This is a genomic window from Cellulomonas sp. P4_A2, from assembly GCF_056402515.1.
In genome coordinates this window covers 149,162-175,679 of sequence record NZ_JBFUHG010000001.1, presented here as the reverse complement: position 1 = coordinate 175,679, position 26,518 = coordinate 149,162, and the positions used below count along the sequence as shown (strand labels likewise).

Sequence of the window (26,518 nt, the reverse complement as noted above, 5' to 3'; positions counted from 1 at the left end):
GGGTGAGTGCGCCGGCGACGAGCGCCGGTCGGACCGGCGCCGCTTTGGGTCCGTGGCGGGTCGTCGTCCTGCCGGCGGCCGCCGTGGTGTTCGCGCTGCTCGGCATCTGGTTCTCGGGTGCCGCGGTCGCGACCGTCCTTCGCGACCCCGGACCGCTCGTCCGGTGGGGCCTTCCGGCGTCGTCGGCGCTGTCGGAGATCGCCGGGTCGGTGACGCTCGGGGCGCTGTTCCTGGCGGTGGGCATCCTGCCGCGGCTGTCGGCCGGACCTGCGCGCAACGCCCGGTCGGGCATCGGCACCGCCGACGGGTCCGCGTATCCGCGCAGCCTCCTGGTCGCCGGCGTCGCCGCGGGCACCTGGACCGTGCTGTCGATCGTGCACCTGGTCCTCACCTACGCCGACGTGGCGGGGCAGCCGGTGTCGTCGGCGGACTTCGGGCAGCAGCTCGGGGTGTTCGTCACCGAGCTCGACCTCGGCCGCACGCTCCTGATGATCACCACCGTCGCAGCCGTCGTCACGGCCCTGTCGCTCGTGGTCGCGACCCCGACCGGTGCCGCGTGGACGGGGCTCCTGGTGCTGATCGCGCTGTACCAGCAGGCGCAGCTCGGGCACGCCGCCGGGGCGTCCGGGCACAGCATCGCGACGTCGTCGATGGTGGTCCACCTCATCGGCGCCGCGCTCTGGATCGGCGCGCTCGCGGCGCTGGCGCTGCTGGTCACGCGCATCGGCACCGACCTGTCCGTGGCGGTCGCCCGGTACTCCGTCGTCGCCGGCTGGTGCTTCGTCGCCGTCGGGGTGTCCGGCCTGGTCAACGGCCTGCTGCGCACCGGCGGATGGTCGGACCTCACGACGACGTACGGCGTCCTTCTGATCGCCAAGGCCGCCCTGTTCGGGGTGCTCGGCCTGCTCGGCCTGGCGCACCGGCGGCGGGTCCTGCCGCGGCTGGCGGGTGGCTCCGCGGGGTCCCTGAAGCGGGTCGGCGGGCTGCTGTTCTGGCGGCTCGTGCTCGTCGAGCTGGTCGTCATGGGCGCCGTCTCCGGCGTCGCGGTCGCGCTCGGCGCCACCGCCCCGCCCGTCGCCGAGGAACCACCCGCCGACCCGACGCCGGCCTACCAGATCACCGGGCACCCGCTGCCGCCCGAGCCGACCGCGCTGCGCTGGATCACCGAGTGGCGCTGGGACCTGGTGCTCGCGTTCGCGGTCGGTGCCGGGCTCGTCGTCTACTGGCGCTGGGTGCTGCGGCTGCGACGCCGCGGGGACACGTGGCCCATGGCCCGGGCGATCTCGTGGACCGTCGGCGTGCTGCTGTTCGGCTGGGCGACGAACGGCGCGCCCAACCTGTACGGGCACGTGCTGTTCAGCGGCCACATGATCCAGCACATGACGCTGGCCATGCTGGTGCCGCTCTTCATCGTGCTGTCCGCGCCCGTCACCCTGGCCCTGCGCGCCCTGCCGGTCCGGTCGTCTCTGCTGCGGTCCGACGACTCCCGCGGGCCGCGCGAGTGGATCCTCGTCCTCGTGCACAGCCACGTCGGGACGTTCCTGGCGAACCCGCTGGTCGCGGCCGTGAACTTCATCGGCTCGATGGTGCTCTTCTACTACTCCGGCCTGTTCGAGTGGTCGCTGCGCACCGACGTCGGGCACCTCGCGATGGTGCTGCACTTCTCGCTCGCCGGGTACCTGTTCGTCAACGCGCTCGTCGGCATCGACCCCGGGCCGCGCCGGTGGGGCTACCCGCAGCGGATCCTCCTGCTGTTCGGCACGATGGTGTTCCACGCGTTCTTCGGGGTCACGCTCGTCACCAGCGACGCCCTGTTCGTCGCCGACTGGTTCGGCCTCATGGGTCGGCCCTGGGGTGCGTCGGCCATCGCCGACCAGCAGGCCGGCGGCGCGTTCGCCTGGGGCATCGGCGAGCTGCCCACCCTGATCCTCGCCGTGGTGGTGGCGGTGCAGTGGTCGCGCGATGACGAGCGCGCGGCCCGCCGCCGGGACCGCCGCGTCGACCGCGACGGCGACGTCGAGATGGACGAGTACAACGCGATGCTGGCGTCCCTGGCCGCCCGGGACGCGGAGAAGCCGCCGGCTCCCTGAGGGGACCGGCGCGGGCGCCGGCATCCCGCCCGGTCGAGCGGGCGTGATAGGACGGTGCGCATGGGTGAGACCTCGTTCCACGACCTCGACGACTATGTTTCGATCCCGCGGCTGAGCGGGCTGGTGCTCAGCAAGGACGGGACGCGGCTGGTGACGAGCGTCGCGACGCTCGACAGCAAGAAGACCAAGTTCGTCACCGCGCTCTGGGAGGTGGACCCGGCCGGTGAGAACGCGCCGCGGCGGCTGACCAGGAGCGCGAAGGGCGAGGCCAGCGCGGCGTTCACGCACGACGGAGACCTGCTGTTCACCAGCGCGCGGCCCGACCCGGACAAGACCGACGACGACGACCCGGTGCCCGCGCTCTGGCTCCTGCCGCGTGACGGTGCGGAGGCTCGCGTGGTCGCGGACCGGGGTGCCGGGCTCGGGGACGTCCGGGTGGCGCGGGACGCGCCGGTGGTGCTGCTCGGGTCGGACGTGCTGCCGTCGGCGACCGACGACGAGGCCGACGAGAAGCTGCGCAAGGCGCGTAAGGACAAGAAGGTCTCGGCGATCCTGCACGACGGGTTCCCGGTCCGGTACTGGGACCACGACCTCGGGCCGGCGTCGCCGCACCTGTTCACGGCGACCCTGAGCGAGCACGTCACGCACCCGCTCGCCGGCGCGACGGACCCGCGGCTGACCCTGACGGACGCCACGCCGGACGGACGGCGGCACCTGATGGACCAGTCGTCGTCGATCAGCCCCGACGGGAAGACCGTCGTCAGCGGCTGGATGGTCCCGCAGAAGGCCGGTGCGAGCCGCAGCGTGCTGGTGGCGATCGACGTCGAGACGGGCGAGCGCCGCGTCCTCGTCGACGATCCCGAGGCCGACCTGTGGGGCCCGGTGGTCTCGCCCGACGGACGCTGGGTCGCGTACGCGCGCGAGACGTTGTCGACGCCGTACAAGGCGCCGGTCGTGCGGCTCGCGGTGGTGGCCCTGCAGGGTGGCGAGCCGCGGATCCTGGCCGATGCCTGGGACCGCTGGCCGCACGGGCCGGTCTGGCTGCCGGACTCGGACGCGCTGCTGGTCACGGCCGACGACGACGGACGCGGGCCGATCTTCCGCATCGACCTGGCCTCGGACGACGTCAGCAGGGTGACCAGCGACGACGCCGTCTTCACGGACGTGAGCGTCAGCCCCGACGGCCGGACCGCGTACGCGCTGCGGACCTCGTACACGGCTCCGTCGCACCCGGTCCGGATCGACCTGACGCAGAGCGGTCCGGTGGCCAGCACGCCGCTGCCGAGCCCGGTCGCGCCGATCGAGCTGCCGGGTGTCCTGGAGGAGGTCGAGTCGATCACCGACGGTCGCCGCGTCCGTGCCTGGCTGGCACGGCCGCAGGGGACGGAGAAGGTCCCGCTCGTCCTGTGGATCCACGGCGGTCCGCTCGGCTCCTGGAACGCGTGGTCGTGGCGCTGGAACCCGTGGATCCTCGTCGCGCGCGGGTACGCGGTGCTGCTGCCGGACCCGGCGCTGTCCACCGGCTACGGGCAGCAGTTCGTCCAGGACGGCTGGGGAGCCTGGGGCGCGGCGCCGTACACGGACCTGCTCGCGATCACGGACGCGGCGGAGGCCCGTGACGACATCGACGCGACCCGCACGGCCGCGATGGGCGGCTCGTTCGGCGGCTACATGGCCAACTGGGTGGCCGGCCACACCGACCGGTTCCGGGCGATCGTGACGCACGCGAGCCTGTGGGCGCTGGACCAGTTCGGCCCGACGACGGACGTGGCCTACTACTGGGGCCGCGAGATGACCGAGCAGATGGCGCACGACAACTCCCCGCACCGGCACGTCGGGTCGATCACCACGCCGATGCTCGTCGTGCACGGCGACAAGGACTACCGCGTGCCCATCGGCGAGGGGCTGCGGCTCTGGTACGAGCTGCTGTCCAGCAGCGGGCTCCCCGCCGACGACGAGGGCAGGAGCCCGCACCGGTTCCTGTACTTCCCCGACGAGAACCACTGGGTGCTCAGCCCGCAGCACGCGGTCGTCTGGTACCAGGTCGTCGAGGCCTTCCTGGCCCAGCACGTGCTCGAGGAGGAGGTCCTCTACCCGGACACGTTGGGGTGATGTCCGCCGTCTCGACGTGCGGTCCGGCGCCTGCGGGACCAGACTCGCCGGTCATGGACGGGCGACCACATGCCCGCCGGGACGGAGGACCGACATGGGTATCGGAGGCGGAATCGCCCTCATCGTGGTGGGCGCGATCTTGTCGTTCGGGATCAGCGACCGCATCGACGGCGTGAACCTGACCGTGATCGGCTACATCTGCATGGGTGCGGGCGTGATCGCGTTGATCCTCGCGATCATCATGAACGCCCAGCGCAACAACACGACGCACCGTGAGGTCGTCGAGCAGCGGACCACCCCGCAGGCGCCCCCCGCGCCGCCCGCACCGCCGGCACCGCCGGCCGTCTGACCCCTCACACGAACGCCGCCGACCCGGGCACGAGGTCGGCGGCGTTCGTCGTCACCCGGAGACGGGCGAGGCGGTCACCACGACGTTGTCCGTGTAGTGGCCGACGTCGGGCCGCCACTGGCCGCCGCAGGTGATGAGCACGATCTGCGGGACGCCGGTCCGGTCGAACCACTCCGGCACGGGCGCCTGGTCCTTGGGGGTCGTCCGCACCGACACGACGACGTACCGGTGCGGGGTGCCGTCGGAGGTCGTCACGGTCACCGCCGACCCGACCGCGACGTCGCGCAGCCGGGCGAACGGTCCGATCCCGGTCTGCCGGCTGTCCACGTGCGCCGCCACGACCGTCGAGCCCGCAGGGTCCGACGGGGTCGGTCCGAACTCGTACCAGCCGGCGCGGTCGGCGTCCGACGGGAGGGCCATCTCGCCGGCGTCCGTCACGCCGACCGGGTCGACGGCCATGTCGATCCCGACGTCGGGCACCTCGAGCCGTACGGGCGCGGGCGCCGGTGCGGGCTCCTGACGGAGGGTCGCATCCCGGATCTGGACCGCGGGGACGAGCGCCGGAGCGGGCACCGACGTGGGGGCCGAGACGGGTGCGGGCATGGGTCCGCCCGTCGCCCAGTCCGACGCACCGCACCCCGCGAGGGTGGCTGCGACGAGGCTCGCGACGACCATGGCAAGGGCGCGGCTGCGCCGGCCGGCGTGCTCCAGGCCCTGTCCCACAGCGGTGTCAGGCGCGACCGGCCGGGTCGGACGACCGCCGACGAGCCAGGGCGGCGCCGACGAGCCCGACGACGAGCAGTCCGACGATCGCGAACGGCCAGACGGGCGGCCCGGCGGGATCGGCCACCAGCCCGAGCTCGCCGGCATTGACGCCCGCTGGGTCGTCCTGCAGCCCGTCGATCGTCTGCGTGGCGAGCGAGAGCGAGGTCGGCGCGGGTCCCCAGGCGTAGAGGATCGTGTTGCTGCCTTCCTTCACGGGCACGTCCGCGGGGCCGGCGAGCACGGGAGTCGTCGTCCCCGCGGACGTCACGATCGCCGAGATCGTGCCGGCGGGCAGGGTCAGGACCTTCTCGGCCTTGTTGGGCACCGCGGCGACGACGACCACGCCGCCCACGATCACGTCGACCGGGGGTGCGACGGCGACGTGCCGGACCGTCACCCGACCCTGGCCGGCGGGCGTCCGCGAGATGTCGTTGGTGAACAGCGTCGCCGTCTTCGCGCCGGCGGCGTCCTGGTGCGCCACGAGCGTGTAGCTCTGTCCGGCGACGGCCGTGACCTCGATAGGGCCGACGAGCGCGACGGAGTCGTCGACGGCGTCCGGCGCCGTGATGACGACCGTCGACGTGCCCTCGGCGATCGTGAGCGGTCCGGCCAGCGACCCGGGCGTGAAGTTGTCGATGGTGAGCTTCTTGTTCACGTACACGTCGACGTTCTGGCCGTCGATCGCGTGCAGCACGGACAGGGTGGCCGACGACGCGGCGGTGGCGGGGAGGACGGTCAGGGCGGTGACGCCCAGGGTGCCGACGGCGAGGGCGGCGAGGAGTCGAGCGCGCATGGAGGATCCTTCGCGGGGCAGGTCCGAGGTGCTGACGCACACCACCCTCCCAGGAACCGGACATCTCGGGCAGGTCTCTCAGGCACGAGTCGCGTCCACGATCGCCGCGGCGAGGTCGTCCGGGCGGGACCACATCGGCCAGTGGCCGGTCGGCAGGTCGACGTACGTGACGTCGAACTCGGACAGCTCCGTGAAGAACGGCGGTCCGCCGTGCGCCATCGGCTTGAGCTGCTCGGACGACAGGCTCGTGCAGATGGCCGTCACCGGCACCGTGAACCGCGCGGGGTTGCCGACGTGCACCGGGCCGCGGCGCACCGCCCCGGGGTGCGGGACCGCTCGTCGGGCGAACTCGGCGAGGTCGTCGTCGGAGAGCCCCTGCAGGCTCTGCTCGCCGAGCGCCTCCCACGGCGGAAGGTCCTCGACGGCCTGGTCCGGGCCGACCTCGGGGTTGGGCACCGCGCCGTCCTGCTGCGGTCCGCTGTCGACGTAGATCGCCCGGCGGATGCGGTCGGGCCGCTGGTCGACCACCTCGCTCAGCACCGAGCCGCCGGCGCTGTGCCCGACGAGCACGACGTCGCCGTCCAGGGTGTCGACGAGGTCGACGACGGCCCGCGCGTGGTCGTCGAGCGTGATCGAGCCGCGGTCGGTGTCGTCCGGGTCGAGCCCGGGCAGCGTGACGGGGTAGGCGGCGAGGCCCTCGTCGCGGAGCGGCCCGAGTATGCGGTCCCACGCCCATCCGCCGAGCCAGGCGCCGGGGACGAGGATGACTGAGGTCTGTGTGGTCATGCCTCCAGCATCGCGCGGTCCTGGTGACACCCCTGTGTCACCTTCGTGTCACCATGATGGGAACCATGAACCGCACCGATCGTCTGTACGCGCTCGCGGAAGAGCTGCGCCGCGTCGGGCCGGCCGGCACCACCAGTGCCCGGCTCGCCCGGCTTTTCGAGGTGTCGGCGCGCACGGTCAAGCGGGACGTGTCCGCGCTGCAGCAGGCGGGCCTCCCGGTCGCGGCGCAGGCGGGTCTCGGCGGCGGCTACGTGCTCGAGGCGTCGGTCGGCCTGCCGCCGGTCAACTTCACGCCCGCGCAGGCGGTCGCGCTCGCGCTCGCGGTCCGTGCGCTGCCGCCCGGGAGCCCGTTCGGGGCCGACGCCGACGCCGCCCGGGCCAAGGTCCTCGACGCCCTGCCGCCCGACGCCCGGCGGCGTGCCGACGCGCTCGCTGCCCGGGTCTGGTCGCGGTCCGCATCCGCCGACGGTCCGCCCGCCGGCGTCCTGCGCGCGGTCGAGGAGTCGCTGGACCGGTCGCTGGTGGTCGCGATCGAGTACGGCTCGTCGAACGGGTCGGTCAGCCGGAGGCGGATCGAGCCCGTCCTGCTCGCGCGCACCGGCGGCGCCTGGTACCTGGTCGCGTGGTGCCGGCTGCGCGAGGACCTGCGCTGGTTCCGCCTCGACAGGGTCCTGCGGGCCGACCTCACCCCGGAGCGGTACGAGCCGCGGCCGGTCGCGTCCGTCGGCGAACCTCCGCCCGACGCCAGCCCGGTCTCGGCGCGACCGTCGGACCCGCCCGTGGCATGAGGCGCGTGTGGGTGGGGACCGGCAGACTGGCTCCGCCCGGACAGACCGGGCATTGCGAGCAGGTGGGGGACACGTGGAGGAACGCGAGGCGCGCGAGGTCAAGGCGCAGATGGCGGACTACGCACGGCAGCTGTCCGAGCGGGTCGTGCGCCCGTCGGAGGTCGCTGCCGCCGGCGGGCCGGTCCTCGCGCTGGGGCTGGCGCGGCAGCCGGACGGGTCGTACCGGCTCGCGGTGCGGTACCGGCTCGGGCTGTCCTCCGTGCGGGCGGTCGCCCGCAAGGTCGTGGACAAGGTCGGTCCCGAGGACGCAGACGTCCGCCGGACGGGCCGGATCGCGACGCTCGCGGACGACACGACCGTCCGGCCCCGACCGCCGGTGATCCGTGCGCAGTCCCTGGGCGAGACCGGCCGCGTGCGGCCGCTGCGACCGGGTGCGTCCATCGCGCACGTCGACGTCAGCGCCGGGACGCTGGGGGCGTTCGTGCACGTGGACGGCGCGGTCCACGTGCTGTCGAACTACCACGTGCTCTCGGGCACGCCGCAGGCGAAGGTCGGCGACGTCGTCGTCCAGCCCGGACCGGCGGACGGCGGCGTGGCGCCGCGGGACCGGGTCGGCACGCTGGCCGCCCGGGTGGACCTGGAGCCCCACGGGCACGCCACTGTCGACTGCGCGGTCGCGCGCCTGGACCAGGAGCTCGCCGAACCCGACCTGCAGTACCCCGTCGGCCGGGTCACGACGACGGCCGTGGCGCTCGGCGGCGAGTCCGTCGGCAAGATCGGCCGGACGACGGCCGTCACGCACGGCCGCGTGACCGCGATCGAGCTCGACGACGTGGTCGTCGGCTACGGCGACGAGCTGGGTGAGCTGAGCTTCGACAACCAGATCGAGGTCGAGTCCACGGGCTCCGGACCGTTCTCCCGCGGGGGTGACTCCGGGGCGCTGGTCTACCGTGAGGACGGGGTCGCGATCGGACTGCTCTTTGCGGGGTCGGAGTCCGGGGGTGACAATGGGTCAGGGCTGACCTATGTCAACCCGATCGATGCCGTGCTCGCCGCGTTCGGTGCGACCCTCGTCTAGGGGGTCCTCGTGGCCCTCACGGCTCGTGGGAGGCGGTGCACGGTGGCGGACATCCAGCAGGCGCGGGCCGCGAAAGAGCGGCTGCGCACGACCCTGCAGGGGCGCTCCGACGTGCGCGGGATCGGCATCGCGAGGGCGGGCGACGGGTACGAGATCCGCGTCAACGTCTCGCGGGACGGACGTCACGACCTCCCCGGCATGGTCGACGGTGTGGACGTTCATGTCCGGGTCGTCGGCGCGGTCCGGGCGAGCGCCTGAACAGCGCCCCGGCGCCTTCCGCCGTGGTCAGAGCCCTTCTGACGGCAGTTGCGCTGCGCCATTCGAGTGTGAATCGCCTGACGGTCGGCGAGTGTTCTTGTTCCCACGTGTCGGGAACTGCTCGAATGTCGCGCGGTTCGGGCGATTTGTTGCGGCAGGACGGGTGATCTCATAGACCTCTCATGCTTCGAGATCGCCCCGACGGGCGGCGAGGGACGATGATTGCCCCGTGACGCGTCGCGGCATTACGGCTCAGAGTGCGCGCTCGGACAGCAGGTCCGCGGCGAGCACCGTCGGCGTGCGCGCGCTCGCCCTTGCCGCGCACCGTCTGGACCGCTGCCGTTCCATCGACGAGGTCGCCCACGTCGCCACGTCGACCGCCCTCGAGGTCCTCGACGCCACGAGCGTCGCGTTCTGCCGGATCGACCAGGACACGTGCCGGGTCGTCGCGGTCGAGCCCCGGCCGACCGACCCGCGGCTCGTCTGGCTGTCTCGCGCGTCCTACCGCGCCAACGACCGGCCGGCCCTGCGCAACATGATCCGTGACCGCGCCAGCTGGGTCGCGCACGCTCGCACCGTCCACGACGAGCCGACGGCCGACGACGACCCCGACGCGGGCGACCCGATCGAGGTCGCGTCGCTGCGTGAGGTCGACGCCTCGACCGGTCTGGGATCGCCGCTCATCGTCAACGGCACGGTGTGGGGCCAGATCATCGCGACGCGCGGCCGCCCCGGCATCCCGTTCCGGGTCGACGACGTCGCCCGGGCCGAGGTGCTCGCGGCGCTCGTCGCCGGCGCCGTGGCGCGCGTCGACCTCGAGGCGCAGGTGCGCCACCTGGTCGCCGACGACCCGCTCACCGGCCTGGCCAACCGCCGCGTCGCGGACTCCGAGGCCGAGTCGGCGCTCGAGTCCGGCCACGAGACCTGCATCGTCATGTGCGACGTCGACGGGCTCAAGCGCGTCAACGACGACATGGGCCACGACGCCGGCGACGACCTGCTGCGCTCGGTCGCGGACGTGCTGAGCCGTGCCGCGGACGCGCTGCCGGGGTCGACCGCCGCCCGCATCGGCGGCGACGAGTTCTGCCTGGTCACCGTGGGACGCCGTCGCGCCGAGGTCGCCGAGATCATGGCCTCGACGGTGGCAGCGTTCCCGCTCCCGCACGGCGCCGCGATCTCCTACGGCATCGCCTCGACCGCCGTCACCGGCTCGGTCTCCGCGCGGCACCTCTTCCGGCAGGCCGACGCCGCGCAGTACAAGGCCAAGCGCGCCCGAGCCCGGGCCCTGCGCGCGACCGTCCCCGCCACGGCCGACCCGAACGTCACCGCCGAGCGCGTGATCGTCGCCGGCTCGTCGGCCATCGCGGCCGCCCAGTCGGGGGTCGTGCCGCGCCTGTGCGCGTTCGCCGCGGCCGCGACCGAGACGCTCGGCGGTTCCACGTGGACCGTCCTGACCCGCCGGGAGGGCTCCTCGCCCGACGAGCCCGCCGCCGCGGTCGCCCGTGGGGGCAGCCCGGCCGAGGTGGGCGCCCAGTTCGCGACGGTCGTCGTCGGCTACGGCCCGTGGCTCGTCGAGATCGGCATGTCCGCGACCGCCGCCACCGGCGACGTCGTGCTCACCTCGCTGGACGCGCTCGCGGGCGTGGCTGTGCGAGGAGCCCGCTAGCAGCAGCGCCCGCCGCGGGAGCGCGGGCGCCGCGACGTGATCGGTGCGGGGACGGGTGCGATGTGGCACCGGTCCCCGCACCGGGACGTCGGGAGGCTCAGCCGTGCAGCGGCAGCGTCAGGGTCGTCGCGCCGCCGTCGACCAGCCGGACCGGCACTCCCCAGTCCTGGGCGTTCAGGTGGCAGGCCGGGTACTCGATCGCCGGGTCGGCGTCGCACGACGCTGCGTGCGCGGTGACGTGCAGGACGCCCTCGGGCACCGACGGGTCGAGTCGGAGCACGCGGTCGAGCGGCACGTCGTCCCCGGCGCCGTCGAGCAGCAGGCCGGGCGGCGTCGAGGACACCTGCAGGCGGGTCGAGGGTCCGTAGCGGTCGTCGTACTTCTGCCCGGTCGCGGGCGTGAACACGACATCGAGCCGCACCTCGCCCGGGGCGAGCTCGGTGACAGGTCGCCGCGTGCGGTGCGCCCCGTGGTCCTCGACCCGGCCGACACCGTGCAGCGGCAGCCGCGTCAGGCGGTGGGCCGCGGACTCGACGACGAGCACCGAGTCGTCCAGGACGAGCAGCCCGCTGGGCTCGGCCAGGTCGTCGGCGATGGTGCTCACGGAACCGACGGGGCTCTCGGAACCGTTGGTGCTCCCGGAACCGAATCGGCGGACCGCGCCGTTGTAGGTGTCGGCGATCAGCACCGACCCGTCGGGCAGCACCGCGACGCCGAGGGGGTGCTGGAGGCGCGCCTCGGAGGCCGGGCCGTCCCGGTGACCGAAGTCGAACAGCCCCTCACCGATCGCGGTGTGCACGGTCCGCTCCACCGGGTCCACCCAGCGCAGCGCCGACGTCTCGGAGTCGGCCACCCAGATCTTGTCGTCGGCGCCCACGGCGAGCCCGGACGGCTGTGCGAACCACGCCTCGTCGAACGGCCCGTCGAGAAGGCCCTCGTTCAGCGTGCCGGCGAGCTGGTTGATCGACCCCTGCCTGTCGTCGAGCTCCCAGAGCGTGTGGTTGCCCGCCATGGCGACGACGAACCCGCCCAGCGCGGGCGACCACGCCACGTCCCACGGCGAGGAGAGCTTCTGCCGACGAGGACCGGGGACGAAGTCGGAGGAGTCGTCGGACACCGTCGAGCCGAGCGCCGCCGACGCGTCGCCGGGCTCGCCGATCACCGGCTCGAAGGCGAGCGACTCGTCGGGCTCCTCGTCGTCGAACGGCAGGAAGTTGTCGGCGGCGCCGACCATGTACTGCTCACCCGTGCCGGCCACGGTGGTCACCAGCCCGTCCGACAGTCGCACGCCGCGCAGGGCGTGGTTGACCGTGTCGGCGACGAGCACGTCGTAGCCGAACCCCGGCCGCAGCTCCTCCGGCACCAGGCACAGCCCGTTGGGCTCGCTGAACCGGGCCTCGTCGCAGGGACCGTCGACGAGTCCGCGCGTGCCCGACCCGATCCGCCGGACCAGCGTCTCCCCGTCCGGCAGCAGCTCCGCGAGGCTATGGTGCCCCGCGTCGGCGACCAGCAGGTTCCCGTTCGGCAGCGCGATCACCTTGGCGGGGAACCGCAGCGTCCCGTCGGTCGGGGCGGGCGGCACGTACGGCCCGTCGCCGCGGTGGAGGGTCCCGGCGGCCTCGTGCTTGGCGACGAGCTCCTCGACCAGGATCTCGACGTTGCGACGGTGCCCCTCGCCCGCCATCTGCGCGACGACGTACCCCTCGGGGTCGATGACGACGAGCGTCGGCCAGGCCCGCGCGGTGTAGGCGGACCAGGTGGTCAGGGCGGGGTCGTCGAGCACGGGGTGGTGCACCTCGTAGCGTTCGACGGCCGCCGCCAGCGCGACCGGGTCGGCCTCGTGCGCGAACTTCGGCGAGTGCACCCCGACGATCACCAGGACGTCGCGGTACCGCTCCTCGAGCTCACGCAGCTCGTCGAGGACGTGCAGGCAGTTGATGCAGCAGAACGTCCAGAAGTCGAGGATGACGATCTTCCCGCGCAGGTCGGCCAGGCTGAGGGAGGCGCCGCCGGTGTTCAGCCACCCCCGCCCGACCAGCTCGGACGCACGGACCCTGGGCAGTCGACTCTCACGCACGCCCCCATTCTCCAACGTCCGAGCAGATGTGGCCCCTGACCCGCTTCTGCTCGGACGTCGCAAGCATGGGACCACGCTGCACGGACTAGGTGCGGTCCAGCACGTAGATCCGCGGGTGGTGCCCCTTGGCGAACACGCGGACCTGGTCGCGTACGTGCCAGAGGGCGTCGGCGTCGCGCACGGCGCGCTCCATGATCTTGATCTCGTGCGTGAGGACGACGAGCCGGGCGCCCGGGGCCGCGGCCTCGTAGGCGGCGGTCAGCAGCCCGGCGTGCAGCGCGGCGTTGCTCTCGTGCGACCCGTGCAGCGTGCCCCACGGCGGGTCGGCCAGCAGGAGGTCGAACGAGCCGGGCACGGGGGCGAGCGCGTCACCCTGCAGCACCTGCGCGGTGAGGCCGGCGGCGGCGAGGTTGGCCGTCGAGGCGGCGACGGCAGCCTCGGACAGGTCCACACCGACCGCCTCGGACGCGGGACCCGCGAGGAGCCGCTCCACCAGCAGCGTGCCCGACCCGCACATGAGGTTGAGCACGCGGTCGGTGGGCACGACGCCGCCGAGGCGGACCATCGCAGCGGCGATCGTCGCGTTGGCGGCGCCGGGGTAGTCGGCCACCCGCCAGGGTCGCGCGGACAGCGGCCGCGGGCCGATGCGGACGAGCACGTCCCAGCCGTTGTCGCCGGACGGGCCGGTCACCACCCCGCGGCGCACCCGCAGCACCAGCTCGCCGCTCTTCTCGTCGTACGGCAGTCCGGTGGCCTCCGAGAGCAGGGACGCGAGCCGCTGGAACACGGCCGAGTCGGCCCCCGCGGCCTCGATCCGGAACGACGACGAGCGGTCCACGCGCAGCGACCAGCCCATCGCGTCGATGATGCGCTGCAGGTGGTCGCCGCTGGTCAGCGACTTGGGGCGGGGGACGTCGAACCGCAGGACGACGAACGCGGCGACGGCCGTCCGCAGCGCGGTGAGGTCGGCGAGCGGTCCGAGCAGGGCGACCTCGAGGGCGTCGTCGCGGCCGGGCACGGGCTCGGGCGGCCCGCTGGTGAGGAGCGTCGAGGCCTCGTCGGCGAGCACGTCCCCCAGCCCGGGCAGGAAGGTGAGCTCGACGGCGACCGCACGCCGCGCGGTGGGCCGGACCCCGGGCCGGCGTGAGGTGGGGTGGCTGCCGTGGTGGGCGGGCGGGGCTGCGCTGCGGTTCTTGCGGTTCCTGGGCACGTCAGGCCGGGACGGGCGCGAGGGCGCCGACGGCGCGGAGCACGAACTGCTCGGTCTGCTGGATCGCACGCTCGCGCTCCGGGCCGTCGGCGGGGACGCCGCGACCGGACAGGCACGCGTTGATCAGGGGGACGGTCACGTCGAGGTCCTGCGACGGGAACGCGCCGGAGTCGATCCCCGCGGCCAGGATGCGGCGCAGGATCTGCTCGACGACCACGACGTGCTCGCGCACGCGCTGCTGCGTCCCGCGCGAGAGCACCGACCGCAGCTCGGGTCCCGGCGCCAGGTGGTAGACGCGGGTCAGCGCCGCCTGCTGCCGGACGTACATCTGGAGCTGCTCGGTGGGGTCGTCGATGTCGTCGAGCGAACGCTGCAGCGTCGCGGCGTACTGCTCGGTCTCGTGCGTGATGAACCCGAGCAGGAGCGACTCCTTGTCGGGGAAGTGGTTGTAGACGGCGGTGCGCCCGACCCCGGCCGCGGCAGCGATCTCGGCGAGCGTGATGGCGTCGAACCCTTGCTCGGCCATGAGCGCGGAGAGCGCCGCGAAGAGCTTCTGGCGCGTCTGCTCGCGGTGCTCGTGCAACGAGCCGCCGATGATCTTGGGCATGGTGACATCGTCGCACGTTCTGTCACGAAGATCGCGCCCAGGTGAGCGGGATCTCCCGGGGCCGACAATCCCGGGGCCGACGGGTGAAGCGCAATCGCGCGGAATCTTCGTACACTTCGACCAGAACTTCGCCGCGAGCCCCCACGATCCGCGACGAGGGCAGCGCTCGACGACGCGGTCGACGGGAGACGGATGACGGAGCTTGCAGACGCCGCCAACGTCAGCGCTGCCCACGAGAAGTTCGTCACCACGGGCCGCGTCCCGGGTCGGCACGTGCGTCCGGTCGTCGCCGACTCGTGGCGACGGAGCCAGCGCAGCGGCGTGGACCCCGAGGTGCAGAACGCGCCCGTCGACATGGCGGGCCGGTCGCTGACCACCTACCGCAGAGCCCTGGCGGTCGCCGCGGCGATGCCGGTGGTCCGTGAGCTGCTCGTCTCCCCGGGCTCGGACGCCGGCTGGGTCACGGCCCTGACCGACGACGCCGGCCGGCTGCTGTGGGTCGAGGGCGAGCAGGGTGTGCGCCGGCAGATGGAGGGTGTCGGGTTCGTCGAGGGCTCGGTGTGGCGTGAGGACTGCGCCGGCACCAACGCGCTGGGCACGGCGCTCGCCATCGACCAGCCGTTGCAGGTGGTCGGCTACGAGCACTACGCGCGCAAGGTGCACCCGTGGAACTGCGCCGCCGTGCCCGTGCACGCGCCGACCGGTCAGGTGCTCGGCGTGCTCGACGTGACGGGCGGACCCGTCGTGGCGTCCGCCGTGGTCATGTCGTTGGTCCGCGCCACCGTCGCCGCCGTCGAGGCCGAGCTGGCGCGCATCGCCGCCGAGCAGACCACCCGTTCCAGCCGGCTGATCGTGCGCTCCGGCGGCGACCTGGACGTCATGCCGCGCCTGCGCGTGCTGTCCACCGCCCCGACGGTCCGGGTGGGCGGCGTCGACGCGCGCCTGAGCCTGCGGCACGCCGAGATCCTGCTGCTGCTCGCCCGGCACCCCGTCGGCCTCAGCGCCGACGAGCTCGCGGTCCTGCTCAGTGACCAGATGCTCTCCGACGTCACCGTGCGTGCGGAGGTCTCGCGGCTGCGGCGCATCGTCGGACCGATGCTCAGTGAGTCCCGGCCCTACCGGCTGACCTCGCCGCTGCGCACCGACGTCGACCTCGTGCGCGAGCTGCTCGCCGCCGGCGACATCGAGGCGGCGCTGTCCAACTACCCCGGCAACGTGCTGGCCCGGTCGGTCGCGCCCGGGGTCGAGCGCGTGCGCGAGGAGCTCTCCGCGGACATCCGCGCCGCCGTCCTGGCCAGCTCGCTGCCCGGCGTCCTGAGCCGGTGGGTCTCGTCCGACGAGGGCTCCGACGACTGGCAGGCATGGGAGCGGCTCGCCTGGCTGGCCCCGCGTGGCACACCCGCGCACGTCCAGGCGGTGGGTCGGCTCGACCTCCTCGGCCGCCGTCTCGGAGCGCCGCCGGACCGTCGGTAGCCGAGGCTGCGCCCGGCCGGATAGCCCGGGTCAACGGTCCGCTGACTCGTGCAACGGTCCTGCAACGTTGCGCTCCGTACGTTGTGATCGGGCTCTGCTCTAGGGCTGCGCCCGCAGACGGCCGACCGCAAGGACGGCCGAGGGGATGTGCTGCAGTAGTCGGCTTTTTTCCGGCCGGAGCAACCGCGAGGGGCGGACGCTCCCGGCTGAAAGAGGCGGGACCGGTCGGGCGACGGGTGGAGGGGATCCGTCGTCCGACCGCGACGCACCACCCCCACACCTGCGACCAGGGCCACAACGTTCCTGCAACGCTTCCCGACCTACCGTGCGGGCAGACGAGGCAACGGTGCCGCGTCAGCAGGAGCAAGGAGTCGCGATGACTGTCTACGCCGCACCCGGCCGGCCCGGGAGCCTTGTCACCTACCGCGAGCGGTACGACCACTGGATCGGCGGCGAGTACGTCGCCCCCGCCGCCGGCCGCTACTTCGAGAATCCCAGCCCGGTGAACGGCAAGACGTTCTGCGAGGTCGCCCGGGGCGACGCCGCCGACATCGACCGGGCCCTCGACGCCGCGCACGGCGCCGCCCGGAGCTGGGGCAAGACGAGCGAGACCGAGCGGGCCAACGTGCTCAACCGGATCGCCGACCGCATCGAGGCGAACGTCGAGATGCTCGCCGTCGCCGAGACGTGGGAGAACGGCAAACCGATCCGGGAGACGGTCGGGGCCGACATCCCGCTCGTCGTCGACCACTTCCGCTACTTCGCGGCCGCGATCCGCGCCCAGGAGGGCTCGATCTCGCCGATCGACGGCGACATGATCGCCTACCACTTCCACGAGCCCCTGGGTGTCGTCGGCCAGATCATCCCGTGGAACTTCCCGCTGCTCATGGCCACCTGGAAGCTGGCGCCCGCGCTCGCGGCCGGCAACGCCGTGGTGCTCAAGCCCGCCGAGCAGACGCCGGCCTCGATCCTCGTGCTCATGGAGCTGATCGCCGACCTGCTGCCGCCGGGCGTGGTGAACGTGGTCAACGGGTTCGGCGCCGAGGCGGGCAAGCCGCTGGCGTCGTCGCCGCGGATCGCCAAGATCGCCTTCACCGGTGAGACGACGACCGGGCGGCTGATCATGCAGTACGCCTCGCAGAACCTCATCCCGGTGACCCTCGAGCTGGGCGGCAAGAGCCCGAACCTGTTCTTCGAGGACGTCGCGCGCGAGAAGGACGCCTTCTACGACAAGGCGCTCGAGGGCTTCGCGATGTTCGCGTTCAACCAGGGCGAGGTCTGCACGTGCCCGTCGCGCGCGCTCATCCAGGAGTCGATCTACGACGGGTTCATCACGGATGCCGTGGCGCGCACCGAGGCGATCATCCAGGGCAACCCGCTGGACACGGAGACGCAGATCGGCGCGCAGGCGTCCAACGACCAGCTCGAGAAGATCCTGTCGTACCTGGACATCGGCCGGGCCGAGGGCGCCAAGGTGCTCACGGGCGGCGCCCGAGCCTCGCTGGGCGGCGACCTCGAGGGCGGCTACTACGTGCAGCCGACGATCTTCGAGGGCAAGAACTCCATGCGCATCTTCCAGGAGGAGATCTTCGGGCCGGTCGTCTCGGTGACGTCGTTCTCGGACTACTCCGACGCCATCTCGACCGCCAACGACACGCTCTACGGGCTCGGCGCGGGCGTCTGGTCGCGGGAGTCGAACCTGGCCTACCGGGCCGGGCGCGACATCCAGGCCGGTCGCGTGTGGACCAACTGCTACCACGCGTACCCCGCCGGGGCGGCGTTCGGCGGCTACAAGGGCTCGGGCGTCGGCCGCGAGAACCACAAGATGATGCTCGACCACTACCAGCAGACGAAGAACCTGCTCGTCTCCTACAAGGCGGAGAAGGACGGCTTCTTCTGACCGGGCCGGGGTCCGGGTCCCTCCGCCCGGGCCCCTTTTCCCAGACCCGGGACCGGGGGATCCGCACGAGGCACGCGTGCGGGTTCCCCGGTTCCCGGGAGGCTTTCCGACGAGAGGAGCGTGCTCATGACCGACCGGGTCGACCTGACCGACGCCGCGGCGTCCATGCTGCGGTCGCTGCGCGAGCAGCACGGCGAGCTGATGTTCCACCAGTCGGGCGGCTGCTGCGACGGGTCGTCGCCCATGTGCTTCGCCGACGGTGACTTCCTCACCGGCGACTCCGACGAGCACCTGGGCGACCTGCCCCTCGGCGACGGTGTGACGGTGCCCTTCTGGATGAGCAAGGCGCAGTACGAGTACTGGAAGCACACGCACCTGACGGTGGACGTGGTGCCCGGTCGCGGGGCGGGCTTCTCGCTGGAGGCCCCCGAGGGCGTCCGGTTCCTCATCCGCTCCCGACTCCTCACCGACGACGAGGTCGCCGACCTCCGCCTGGCCGGCATCCTCTGAGGGCACGGGGGAGTTGGCCGGATGTCGTCGGGACGAGGCGTTTCCTCGCTGGGGACGACGCCCGGCGGCGGCTAGCCTCCACGCATGACGACGAACGCGATCCCCGAGCCCGACACCAAGGACTGGACCTGGGTCCTGGCCGAGCAGTGCCCCGAGTGCGGGTTCATCGCTGCGGACGTCGACGGGCCGGCCATCGGCGGCGTCGTGCGCGGGCTCGCGCCGCGGTGGGTCGAGGCCCTCGGTCGCGACGATGCTCGCACCAGGCCCTCGCCCACCACCTGGTCCACGCTCGAGTACGGCGCCCACGTGCGCGACGTGCTGCGGATCTTCGACGGCCGCCTCGAGCTGCTGCTCACGCAGGACGACCCCGCGTTCGAGAACTGGGACCAGGACGCCACGGCGCTCGCGGACCGCTACGACCAGCAGGACCCCGCGGTCGTCGCGACGCACCTCGCCGACGCGGCGGTCGTGATCGCGGACCGCTTCGACAGCGTGCAGGACGACCAGTGGGACCGCGCCGGCACGCGCTCGAACGGGTCGCAGTTCACGGTCCTGACGCTCGGGCAGTACTTCCTGCACGACGTGGTCCACCACCTGCACGACGTGCGCGGCTGACCGCGTCCCCGAAAGGGGGACCTAGGTCCTGTGCGCACTGCACGATCCGGGACGTTGCAGTAGTTGTCCACAGCACTTGTCCACATCATGTGCAGCGTGTCGTGCGGAGCCGAGGCGAAGGGTCGGGCGTCCTGGGGGTTCGGTGTCCACCGGCGCCGGGGTTTGTCCACAGGCGTTGTCCACAGGCCTGTGCACAGGCGGCCCCGGCGGTGGACGACCACTCGATCGGACCAAGCCTCACCCGCCTGACCTGCGACGACGGCCGCGCGAACTTGTGTGTACACACCCCACGACTCGCCGGGCCGAAACACGCCCGCATCAAATGCTGTGTACGGTCCGCCGCCATGGACCACGCGCAGGTGAGGCTCCCCGAGCAGGTCGACGGCAGGAACGTTCTCGTCCTGCCGCGGGACACCGACGCGGTCGCGCTGGCGACGGCGTGGTTCCCGTCGGCGTCCTGGGCGCGCAGCCCTGTCGCGGCGTCGGCCACGGTCCCGCGCCCGATGACCGGTGCGCGCTTCCGCGGGATGGTCGCCGAGACGACGCCCTCGTCGACCACCGGCCTGCTGGCTCTCGTTCCGGGCGCGACTCTCGAAGGTCCGACCGCGCTCGACAGCGACGACGCCCGCCAGGCCGGGCTCGGCGCCCGCGACGTCGACCTCTACGCGCTCGACTCGACGGACGCGTCCGGCATCGCCCTCGTCTACGGCTGGATGTCCGCGGCCGCCCGCCGGGTCGCGGGCGGCATCGTCCCCGCCGATCGCTCGCGCCTGGTCACCCCGGACCCCGGCGCGGCCGTGGACCTGACCCTCTGGTCACCGGTCGCGCTCACCGCGACCGACGCGCTCCCGCTGGTCCGGCCGGCGATGAGCGGCGCGCGCGTCGGCCGGCCCGTCGAGCCCGGCGACGGGACGCTCACCGTGACGGCGACCTTCGAGTACGACGGGGCGATCAGCGTGCGGCTGGCCCGCTCGCGCGAGATCCCCGTCGCGCTGTCGACGCTCGACGCCGGCGAGTACGGCCCGTGGGCGTACCACGTGACGTGGGAGCCGCCCGATCCCGAGGAGCTGCGCACCGAGACGCCCTCACAGCTGCACCTCATCGCGCGCTCGCGCGTGCAGTCGTCGGTCGCGCGCATCGCGGCGGCGCTGTGGCGGGGCGCGGGTGGGACGGTGGTGGACAGCGGCGGGTTCGTGGTGCAACCGGGCGAGCTGAGGGACATGGCCACCGCCGCTCGATAGCACTGCGGGTTCGTGGTGCAACCGGGCGAGCTGAGAGACATGGCCACCGCCGCTCGATAGCACTGTGGGTTCGTGGTGCAACCGGGCGAGCTGAGGGACATGGCCACCGCCGCTCGATCGGCGGCTCAGTCGAAGCGGGGGCTGCCCGCCGGCGCCAGGTCCACCGCGACCTTCAGCCGAGCACCCGACCCCTCGGTGAAGATGACCCCGCGCAGCGGCGGCACGTCGTCGTAGTCGCGACCCCAGCCGAGCAGCACGTACTGGTCGTTGACCAGCTGGTCGTTGGTCGGGTCGACCTCGATCCACCCGGCGCCGGGGATCCACGCGGACACCCAGGCGTGCGAGGCGTCGGCGCCCCGCAGCTTCTGACGGCCTGCCGCGGGCCGCGTCTCGATGTACCCCGACGAGTACCGTGCGGGCAGCCCGTGGACGCGCAGGGCCGCGATCATCAGGTGCGCGAAGTCCTGGCAGACGCCGGCCTTCTGGGCGAGCAGCTGCGCCTGGGTGGTGTGCACGGTGGTCGACCCGGACCGGTACGCGAGCTCGGTGCGGATGCGGTGGGCCAGCTCGACGAGCACGTCGGCCAGCGGCCGGTCGACCGAGAACGTCGGGGCGGCCCACTCGCGCACCTCGTCGGCGAACGCGACGTGCGCGGACGGCAGGACCGCCTCACGCAGGTCCGCGAGCTCGGGGTCCAGCCGGTCCACGTCCCCGGCGGCCACGCGCCGCGCCACCTCCTGCCAGCCGACCCTCGGCAGCGACTCGGCGGCCGGGGTCGGGCGGGTGACCTCGATGGTCGAGCGGGCGGTGACGACGAGCTCGGTGTGCGGCGTCGTGACCCCGAAGTACGTGGTCCGGTTGCCGAAGTAGTCCAGGTGGGCGGCGGTGTCCGACGGGGCCGGCGAGATCTCGACGACGGTCTCGATGCACGTCTGGCCGGGGACGTCGCGGGGCGTCATCGTGGTGCGCCCGTACGAGTCGGTGACCACGTCGGGGTAGACGTAGGTCGTCCGGTGCACGAGGTCGTAGCGGCGGGGCTCGGTCATGCGGCACCGGTCCGCGCGTCCCAGGGGTCCTCGAGCGCCTGGCTCAGCGAGACCTTCACGAAGTGCACGCGCTCGATCTCGTCGGCCGTCGAGCGCAGGCGCCAGAGCATCGACTCGAGAGCCTCGGCCAGGCGGGCGCGTCGGCCGTCGTCGGTGACCGCGGCCGTGAACGAGACGGTGTCGAGCTCCTCGAGCAGGTCGACGACGTCCGCGAGCAGGTGGTCGCGCTGGTCGGGGGAGCGTCCGGCCAGGGGGATCGCGGCGAGCGCCTCGCGCAGCCGGTCCAGCTGGAACGCCAGCGACCGCGGGTTGGACCCGTCGTGCAGGAGCAGCTCGAGCACGTCCGGCACTGCCGGCACGGCCTGGTGTCGCCTGCGGTAGGTGATCGCCGACTCGTGGCCCAGCAGCACCGACTCGAGCACGAGCGCGTCGACGTCGGCGGGTCGCCGCACGACCACGGACGCGAGCAGGCTCTCGACGAGGTTCTGCGCGCGCTCGATGCGCCTGCCCGCGTCGAGGAAGTGCCAGCCGACGTCGCGCACGAGCCCTTCGGCGGCGATGCCGGCCACTGCGAGGAGACCCTCGAGCACCTTGTCGAGCACCGGCCGCAGGCCCGCGGTCGCCGCGTTCGCGCGCAGGGTGCCCAGGTCGAGGGCGTCGGTCTGGGTGCGGCCGCGCTGCTTGCTGCGCTCGTCGCGAAGTGCCCGTTCGATGCGCGCCAACGGCCCGAACGTGTCGGTGGAGAGCTGGTCGCGGACGGCCGCGGCCGACGATCCGAGCAACCGGATCGAGCGCGCGACCGTGCCGACCCTGCGGCGGTCGAGCACAAGGTCACGCAGAGCGGGCGACTCGCCGAGCGGTTCCAGCAGCACCTGCAGAGCCCGGCCACCTGCGGACGCGGGCAGGCGGTGGAAGTCGTCCCAGCGGTCGATGACGACGCGCATCGTGCGTGCGGTGTCCTCGGCGCGCTCTGCGTACCGGCCCATCCAGTAGAGGTTCTCCGCGGTGCGCGGCGAGATTCCGGTCGCGGGCCGGCGCGGCTGGGCGGCCTCACCCGACGACGACTCGTCGGACGGCACCCACGGCTCGAGCGGGGCCTCGGGCTGCGAGGAGAGGACCCAGACGTCCTTGGCGGCCGCGCCGAGAGCCGACGAGACGACGTGCCCCTCGGCCACCCGCGCGAGCCCGCCGGCCATGACCGTGTACGAGCCGTCGTGGGCGACCGCGTACGTGCGCAGCACCGCCGCGCGCGGGCCGAGGTCTGCCGGACCGACCCCCTCGGAGCTGGGCAGGTCGCTGCCGACGCCCACCGGAGTGCCGTCCACCGTCGGACCCGCGGGACCGACGGGCTCCTGCGCCACCCACAGCCACGGCTCGGCGGTGATGCGGGCCGCGAGGGTCTCGCGCTCGCGACGGCTCAGGGTCCAGCCGAGGATCGTCCCGACGTCGGTGCCGCGCACCGTCGGCAAGATCACGAGCTCTTCGAGGTGGGTGATCACGTGCCTGAGCGAGCGCTCCTCGCCGCACCACCAGGTGGCCGCCGAGGCCAGCGCGAGGTCCTGGTCGAGCACCACGCGGGCTAGGCGCGGCAGGTAGGTGAGCAGCGCAGGGTTCTCCAGGACGGAGCTGCCCAGCGGGTTGACCACGCTGACGGTGCCTGCGCGCACGGCCCGGACCAGGCCGGGGACGCCGATCCGCGACCCCTGCCGCAGGTCCAGCGGGTCGCACCACTCGGCGTCCACGCGACGCAGGATCACGTCGACGGGCTCGAGCCCCTCGACGCCGCGCATCCAGACGCGACCCTCGCGGACGAGCAGGTCGGGGCCCTCGACGAGCGGAAGTCCCAGCATGCTCGCGAGGTACGCCTGGTCGAACGCGGTCTCGCTGCCCGGGCCGGAGGTGAGCAGGACGATCCGCGGGTGCTCCGAGCTCCCGGGGGCCGCCGAGCGCAGCGCGAGCCGCAGCGAGCGGAAGAACGGTCCGAGCCGCTGGATCGACGCCTGCCGGTAGACCCCGGAGAGGACCTGCGCGACGACTCGCCGGTCCTCCATCGCGTACCCGACGCCGGAGGGCGCCTGCGTCCGGTCGGCGACCGCGCACCACGCGCCGTCACCGTCGCGCACGATGTCCGTGGCCGTGAGCACGAGCTCGCGCCCACCCGGGAGCCGCAGGCCGTCGACCGCCCGCTCGAACCCGGGATGCCCGAGCACGACCGTCGGGGGCAGCAGCCGGTCGGTGAGCAGCCTCCGGGGTCCGTAGGCGTCCTGCAGGATCGCGTCGAGCAGCTCGGCGCGCTGCACCAGGGCGGTGTCGAGACGCGCCCACTCCGGTTCGTCGATGGTGACCGGCAGGGGGTCCAGGTGCCAGGGGTGGTCGCCGTCCGGGCGGTCCGCGCCGTACGTGACGCCGTGGTCCGCGAGCAGCCGCTCGGCCTCGTCGCGCGCGTGGCTCAGGGTCGACGACGTCGGCACGTCGGCGGGATCCGGCAGCCAGGACCAGTCGGCCGCGTGCTCCAGGACGCCGCCGGCGGGACGCGGCGAGGAGAGCAGGTCGGTCACAGGGTGAGTCTGCCTTGCCGATGGCGGTCGCGGGGCTGGTCGGCGCGCGGTTCGTGCACAAGGATCAGGTGACTCCTGGGGTGCGGATGACGCGTCGGGGGCGCACTGTGAGAGCGGCGGGGGCCCACCTCGTCGGACCCGTCTGCACGAATGAGGTCATCATGAGCGAGACCACCCCCGTCCCGACGAAGGCCGCCGCCGCGCGCCGCCCGAGCGCGTTGGTGAGCACCGAGGGCACGACGACGATCGCCGACACCGTCGTCAGCAAGATCGCCGGCATCGCCGCCAAGGAGGTCACGGGCGTCTACGCGCTCGGCGGCGGTGGCGGGCGCGCGCTCGGCGCCATCCGCGAGCGCATCCCGGGCGCCCGGACCAACCACGCCCAGGGCGTCTCCGTCGAGGTCGGCGAGACCGAGGCGGCCGTCGACCTGGACCTCGTCGCTGAGTACGGGGTGTCGATCGCGGACCTCGCCACCGGGATCCGGCGCAACGTGATCAGCGCCGTGGAGCGGATGACGGGTCTGCGCGTCGTCGAGGTCAACGTCGTCGTCAACGACGTGCACCTTCCCGACGAGGAGACCGTCCCTGTGGTCGTGGAGGCCCGGGTCCAGTGACCGAGCCGCCGATGCTCGTCGTCGGCCCCGACCCCGTCACGCTCGCGGAGCAGGTGGAGGCCGTCGTGCTCGCCGTGCCCGGGGTCGTCCGGATGGACGGCGGCCGGTTCGGCGGGCTCGGCACGTACCTGCCCGGTCGTCGCGTCACGGGCGTCCGGATCGACGACGAGGCGGGCGGCACCGAGGTGCACATCGTCGTCGACGCGTCCCGACCCGTCACCGCTACCGCCGGACTCGTGCAACGGGCCGTGTCCGCGATCGCCCCCATGCCCGTGCACGTGCACGTCGAGGACATCGACGTCCCATGAGAAGGAGCTGACCCATGTCGTCTGTCGCCACCGGGCTGTTCGCGGGCATCCTGCTCGCGCTCGTCGCCGCCGTCGGAGGGTTCGACATGTTCCTGCTGGCCGTCGTCCTCGGCGCGATCGGCGTGGTCGTCGCGCTGGTCGTCGACGGCCGCCTGGACCTGAGCGGGGTCGTCGCCGGGCGTCGCCGTGGCTGAGGACACCGTCGACACCGAGGTGCTCGAGCTCGAGGTCGACGAGCCCCGGGGCACGCTGACGATCACCGACCAGGCCCTCAAGCGGATCGCCGGCCAGGTCGCGCTCGGGGTGCCGGGCGTCGCCCCGGCCTACCCGAAGGTCGACTGGCAGCGGCTCGGGCACCGAGCGCGCGTGTCGCTCGAGGTCACCATCGTCTGGCCGTCGTCGTCCGCCGACGTGGCCCGCGAGGTGCAGACCACGGTCGGCCGGGAGCTCGTGCGGCAGGCCGCGCAGGACCTGGACGCGGTGACCGTCGCCGTGCGTGACGTCGTGCGCCCGCCGCGCGCCGCGGTCGCGCCGAGGGTCCGATGAGCTTCGCGCCCGCGCCGCCCGCCACCCGCGCCGGTCGGGTGGGCTGGATCGGCATCGTCCTGGCGGTGCTCGTCATCGCCCTCGGCGTGCTCGTGATCCGCGACGCGCTGGTGATTGGCGGCCAGATCGACGGGGAGACGTGGCTGGTCCCGCTCGTCGACGACACCGACGGAATGGAACCGTCGACGGTCGTCTCCGTCGTGGGCGGCCTCGTCGCACTGCTCGGCCTCTGGCTCGTGCTCGTCGCGCTCGGCCGACGCGTCCGCACTCGCCTGCCCCTCGACGCCCCCGGCACCACCATCGGCATCTCCGACCTCGCGCGACTGGCCAGCACGAGCGCCGAGGACGTGCCGTACGTCCTGTCCGCGCACTCGTCGGCCCGCCGGAAGTCGGTGAGCGTGAGCGTGACGGCCCTGGAGGGCGACGACGTGGACGACGCCGTCCGCGCGGCGGTCCAGGCGCGGCTCGAGCGGCTGGCCGTCCCGGTCACCGTGCACGTCTCGACCCGGCACGTGGCAGGTATGCGATGAGGCGCGGGGTGCTGGGCGTCGACCGGGTGATCGTCTTCCTGCTCGGGCTCGTCCTCATCGCGCTGGGCGTGGCGGCGATCGGCTGGCAGACGGGATTCCTCGACGATCTCTGGCCGTCGGTCCCCGGGTCGGTGGACGTCGACAGCGGCCAGGTCACCGGCTCCGACAGCTTCGTGGCGATCGCCATCGCCGCCGGAGCGATCCTCATCGGCCTCGGCGGCTGGTGGCTCGGCGCGCACATCCCCCGCCGCGGCGTCGGCCCGCTGCGCCTCGAGGGCGGCGACGTCCCCGGCGTGCTCACCGTCGAGCCCGGGCCGGCCGTCGCGACCGCCGCCGACGTCCTGGAGGACGACCCGCGCATCCTGTCTGCCCGTGGCGCCGTGCTGCGGGAGCGCAAGGCGACCGTCGTCCGCCTGCGCGTCACCTGCTACCCGGACGCGGACCTCGGCGGGGTGGCCGCCGCCTGCGACCAGGTGCTCGCCGACCTCGCCCGCGTCCTGCCCGATGAGCAGCTCACGTCCCGCGTCGAGCTGACCGTGCTTCGTCGGGCCCCGGAGCGTTCGCGCGTGCAGTGAGGTGAGGGTCGAAACCGTGACTG

At 73.3% G+C, this 26,518-nt stretch carries 26 protein-coding genes; 18 read left to right on the top strand and 8 right to left on the bottom strand.

Annotated features, from left to right (window positions below):
- Positions 1-2 precede the first annotated feature (2 nt).
- The 3 genes from AC1DUE_RS00945 (at position 3) to AC1DUE_RS00935 (ending at position 4,551) form a co-directional block, all read left to right on the top strand.
- A complete protein-coding gene (locus AC1DUE_RS00945; RefSeq protein ID WP_477037505.1) occupies positions 3-2,090 on the top strand; it encodes a bifunctional copper resistance protein CopD/cytochrome c oxidase assembly protein in 2,088 nt (695 codons plus the stop codon).
- Positions 2,091-2,150: 60 nt separating this feature from the next.
- The gene (locus AC1DUE_RS00940; RefSeq protein WP_477037504.1) at positions 2,151-4,202 is read left to right on the top strand and encodes a S9 family peptidase; all 2,052 of its coding nucleotides are present in this window, start codon (positions 2,151-2,153) and stop codon (positions 4,200-4,202) included.
- Between the two features lie 94 nt (positions 4,203-4,296).
- On the top strand, positions 4,297-4,551 hold the full coding sequence (locus AC1DUE_RS00935) for a DUF6458 family protein (protein ID WP_477037503.1): 255 nt from the start codon (positions 4,297-4,299) through the stop codon (positions 4,549-4,551).
- Between the two features lie 51 nt (positions 4,552-4,602).
- On the opposite strand, the gene AC1DUE_RS00930 is transcribed toward AC1DUE_RS00935, so the two are convergent.
- The 3 genes from AC1DUE_RS00930 to AC1DUE_RS00920 form a co-directional block, all read right to left on the bottom strand.
- Positions 4,603-5,274 carry a class F sortase gene (locus AC1DUE_RS00930; protein WP_477037502.1) on the bottom strand — a complete coding sequence of 224 codons (672 nt, stop codon included), beginning with the start codon at positions 5,272-5,274 and terminating at the stop codon, positions 4,603-4,605.
- A gap of 7 nt (positions 5,275-5,281) precedes the next feature.
- Complete coding sequence (locus tag AC1DUE_RS00925; protein WP_477037501.1) at positions 5,282-6,109, bottom strand: DUF4397 domain-containing protein; 828 nt, start codon at positions 6,107-6,109, stop codon at positions 5,282-5,284.
- A 78-nt stretch (positions 6,110-6,187) separates the two neighbouring features.
- Positions 6,188-6,895, bottom strand: coding sequence for an alpha/beta fold hydrolase (locus AC1DUE_RS00920; protein WP_477037500.1), 708 nt, complete (start codon positions 6,893-6,895; stop codon positions 6,188-6,190).
- A gap of 65 nt (positions 6,896-6,960) precedes the next feature.
- Between AC1DUE_RS00920 and AC1DUE_RS00915 the strand changes: the two genes are divergently transcribed.
- From AC1DUE_RS00915 to AC1DUE_RS00900, 4 genes are all read left to right on the top strand, one after another.
- Positions 6,961-7,683, top strand: a complete 723-nt coding sequence (locus AC1DUE_RS00915; protein WP_477037499.1) for a helix-turn-helix transcriptional regulator — start codon at positions 6,961-6,963, stop codon at positions 7,681-7,683.
- 73 nt (positions 7,684-7,756) lie between these two features.
- Positions 7,757-8,761, top strand: coding sequence for a chymotrypsin family serine protease (locus AC1DUE_RS00910; protein ID WP_477037498.1), 1,005 nt, complete (start codon positions 7,757-7,759; stop codon positions 8,759-8,761).
- A gap of 42 nt (positions 8,762-8,803) precedes the next feature.
- On the top strand, positions 8,804-9,019 hold the full coding sequence (locus tag AC1DUE_RS00905; protein WP_477037497.1) for a hypothetical protein: 216 nt from the start codon (positions 8,804-8,806) through the stop codon (positions 9,017-9,019).
- A gap of 229 nt (positions 9,020-9,248) precedes the next feature.
- Complete coding sequence (locus AC1DUE_RS00900; RefSeq protein ID WP_477037496.1) at positions 9,249-10,685, top strand: GGDEF domain-containing protein; 1,437 nt, start codon at positions 9,249-9,251, stop codon at positions 10,683-10,685.
- A gap of 97 nt (positions 10,686-10,782) precedes the next feature.
- Here AC1DUE_RS00900 and AC1DUE_RS00895 read toward each other — a convergent pair whose 3' ends face one another.
- The 3 genes from AC1DUE_RS00895 to AC1DUE_RS00885 all read right to left on the bottom strand — a co-directional run bounded on the left by AC1DUE_RS00895 (position 10,783) and on the right by AC1DUE_RS00885 (position 14,579).
- Entirely contained in the window at positions 10,783-12,762 is a 1,980-nt protein-coding gene (locus AC1DUE_RS00895; RefSeq protein WP_477037495.1) for an NHL domain-containing thioredoxin family protein, read from the bottom strand.
- An 85-nt stretch (positions 12,763-12,847) separates the two neighbouring features.
- Entirely contained in the window at positions 12,848-13,972 is a 1,125-nt protein-coding gene (locus AC1DUE_RS00890; RefSeq protein WP_477037494.1) for a methyltransferase, read from the bottom strand.
- A gap of 1 nt (position 13,973) precedes the next feature.
- On the bottom strand, positions 13,974-14,579 hold the full coding sequence (locus AC1DUE_RS00885; protein WP_477037493.1) for a TetR/AcrR family transcriptional regulator: 606 nt from the start codon (positions 14,577-14,579) through the stop codon (positions 13,974-13,976).
- Positions 14,580-14,771: 192 nt separating this feature from the next.
- On the opposite strand from AC1DUE_RS00885, the gene AC1DUE_RS00880 reads away from it, so the two are divergent.
- The 5 genes from AC1DUE_RS00880 to AC1DUE_RS00860 all read left to right on the top strand — a co-directional run bounded on the left by AC1DUE_RS00880 (position 14,772) and on the right by AC1DUE_RS00860 (position 20,318).
- Complete coding sequence (locus tag AC1DUE_RS00880) at positions 14,772-16,052, top strand: response regulator transcription factor (protein ID WP_477037492.1); 1,281 nt, start codon at positions 14,772-14,774, stop codon at positions 16,050-16,052.
- A 376-nt stretch (positions 16,053-16,428) separates the two neighbouring features.
- Entirely contained in the window at positions 16,429-17,952 is a 1,524-nt protein-coding gene (exaC, locus tag AC1DUE_RS00875; protein WP_477037491.1) for an acetaldehyde dehydrogenase ExaC, read from the top strand.
- A 126-nt stretch (positions 17,953-18,078) separates the two neighbouring features.
- Positions 18,079-18,462 (top strand): DUF779 domain-containing protein, encoded by a 384-nt coding sequence (locus AC1DUE_RS00870; protein ID WP_477037490.1) that lies wholly within the window; start codon positions 18,079-18,081, stop codon positions 18,460-18,462.
- Between the two features lie 84 nt (positions 18,463-18,546).
- Positions 18,547-19,077, top strand: coding sequence for a DinB family protein (locus tag AC1DUE_RS00865; RefSeq protein WP_477037489.1), 531 nt, complete (start codon positions 18,547-18,549; stop codon positions 19,075-19,077).
- Between the two features lie 344 nt (positions 19,078-19,421).
- Positions 19,422-20,318, top strand: coding sequence for a hypothetical protein (locus AC1DUE_RS00860; protein WP_477037488.1), 897 nt, complete (start codon positions 19,422-19,424; stop codon positions 20,316-20,318).
- A gap of 125 nt (positions 20,319-20,443) precedes the next feature.
- Here the strand turns inward: AC1DUE_RS00860 and AC1DUE_RS00855 are convergent, their stop codons facing one another.
- Together AC1DUE_RS00855 and AC1DUE_RS00850 are read right to left on the bottom strand one after the other, a co-directional pair.
- On the bottom strand, positions 20,444-21,364 hold the full coding sequence (locus AC1DUE_RS00855) for a transglutaminase family protein (protein ID WP_477037487.1): 921 nt from the start codon (positions 21,362-21,364) through the stop codon (positions 20,444-20,446).
- Entirely contained in the window at positions 21,361-23,922 is a 2,562-nt protein-coding gene (locus AC1DUE_RS00850) for a circularly permuted type 2 ATP-grasp protein (protein WP_477037486.1), read from the bottom strand. The genes AC1DUE_RS00855 and AC1DUE_RS00850 overlap by 4 nt, the downstream gene beginning before the upstream one ends.
- Before the next feature lie 161 nt (positions 23,923-24,083).
- Here AC1DUE_RS00850 and AC1DUE_RS00845 point away from each other — a divergent pair, with 161 nt between their 5' ends.
- The 6 genes from AC1DUE_RS00845 to AC1DUE_RS00820 are packed head-to-tail and all read left to right on the top strand — an operon-like array spanning position 24,084 to position 26,495.
- Complete coding sequence (locus tag AC1DUE_RS00845; protein WP_477037485.1) at positions 24,084-24,536, top strand: Asp23/Gls24 family envelope stress response protein; 453 nt, start codon at positions 24,084-24,086, stop codon at positions 24,534-24,536.
- The gene (locus tag AC1DUE_RS00840; RefSeq protein ID WP_477037484.1) at positions 24,533-24,844 is read left to right on the top strand and encodes an Asp23/Gls24 family envelope stress response protein; all 312 of its coding nucleotides are present in this window, start codon (positions 24,533-24,535) and stop codon (positions 24,842-24,844) included. The genes AC1DUE_RS00845 and AC1DUE_RS00840 overlap by 4 nt, the downstream gene beginning before the upstream one ends.
- 14 nt (positions 24,845-24,858) lie before the next feature.
- Positions 24,859-25,038, top strand: a complete 180-nt coding sequence (locus AC1DUE_RS00835; RefSeq protein WP_477037483.1) for a DUF2273 domain-containing protein — start codon at positions 24,859-24,861, stop codon at positions 25,036-25,038.
- Positions 25,031-25,390, top strand: a complete 360-nt coding sequence (locus AC1DUE_RS00830; protein WP_477037482.1) for an Asp23/Gls24 family envelope stress response protein — start codon at positions 25,031-25,033, stop codon at positions 25,388-25,390. The genes AC1DUE_RS00835 and AC1DUE_RS00830 overlap by 8 nt, the downstream gene beginning before the upstream one ends.
- The gene (locus AC1DUE_RS00825; RefSeq protein WP_477037481.1) at positions 25,387-25,920 is read left to right on the top strand and encodes a DUF6286 domain-containing protein; all 534 of its coding nucleotides are present in this window, start codon (positions 25,387-25,389) and stop codon (positions 25,918-25,920) included. The genes AC1DUE_RS00830 and AC1DUE_RS00825 overlap by 4 nt, the downstream gene beginning before the upstream one ends.
- The gene (locus AC1DUE_RS00820; RefSeq protein WP_477037480.1) at positions 25,917-26,495 is read left to right on the top strand and encodes a hypothetical protein; all 579 of its coding nucleotides are present in this window, start codon (positions 25,917-25,919) and stop codon (positions 26,493-26,495) included. The genes AC1DUE_RS00825 and AC1DUE_RS00820 overlap by 4 nt, the downstream gene beginning before the upstream one ends.
- The last annotated feature ends 23 nt before the right edge of the window (positions 26,496-26,518 follow it).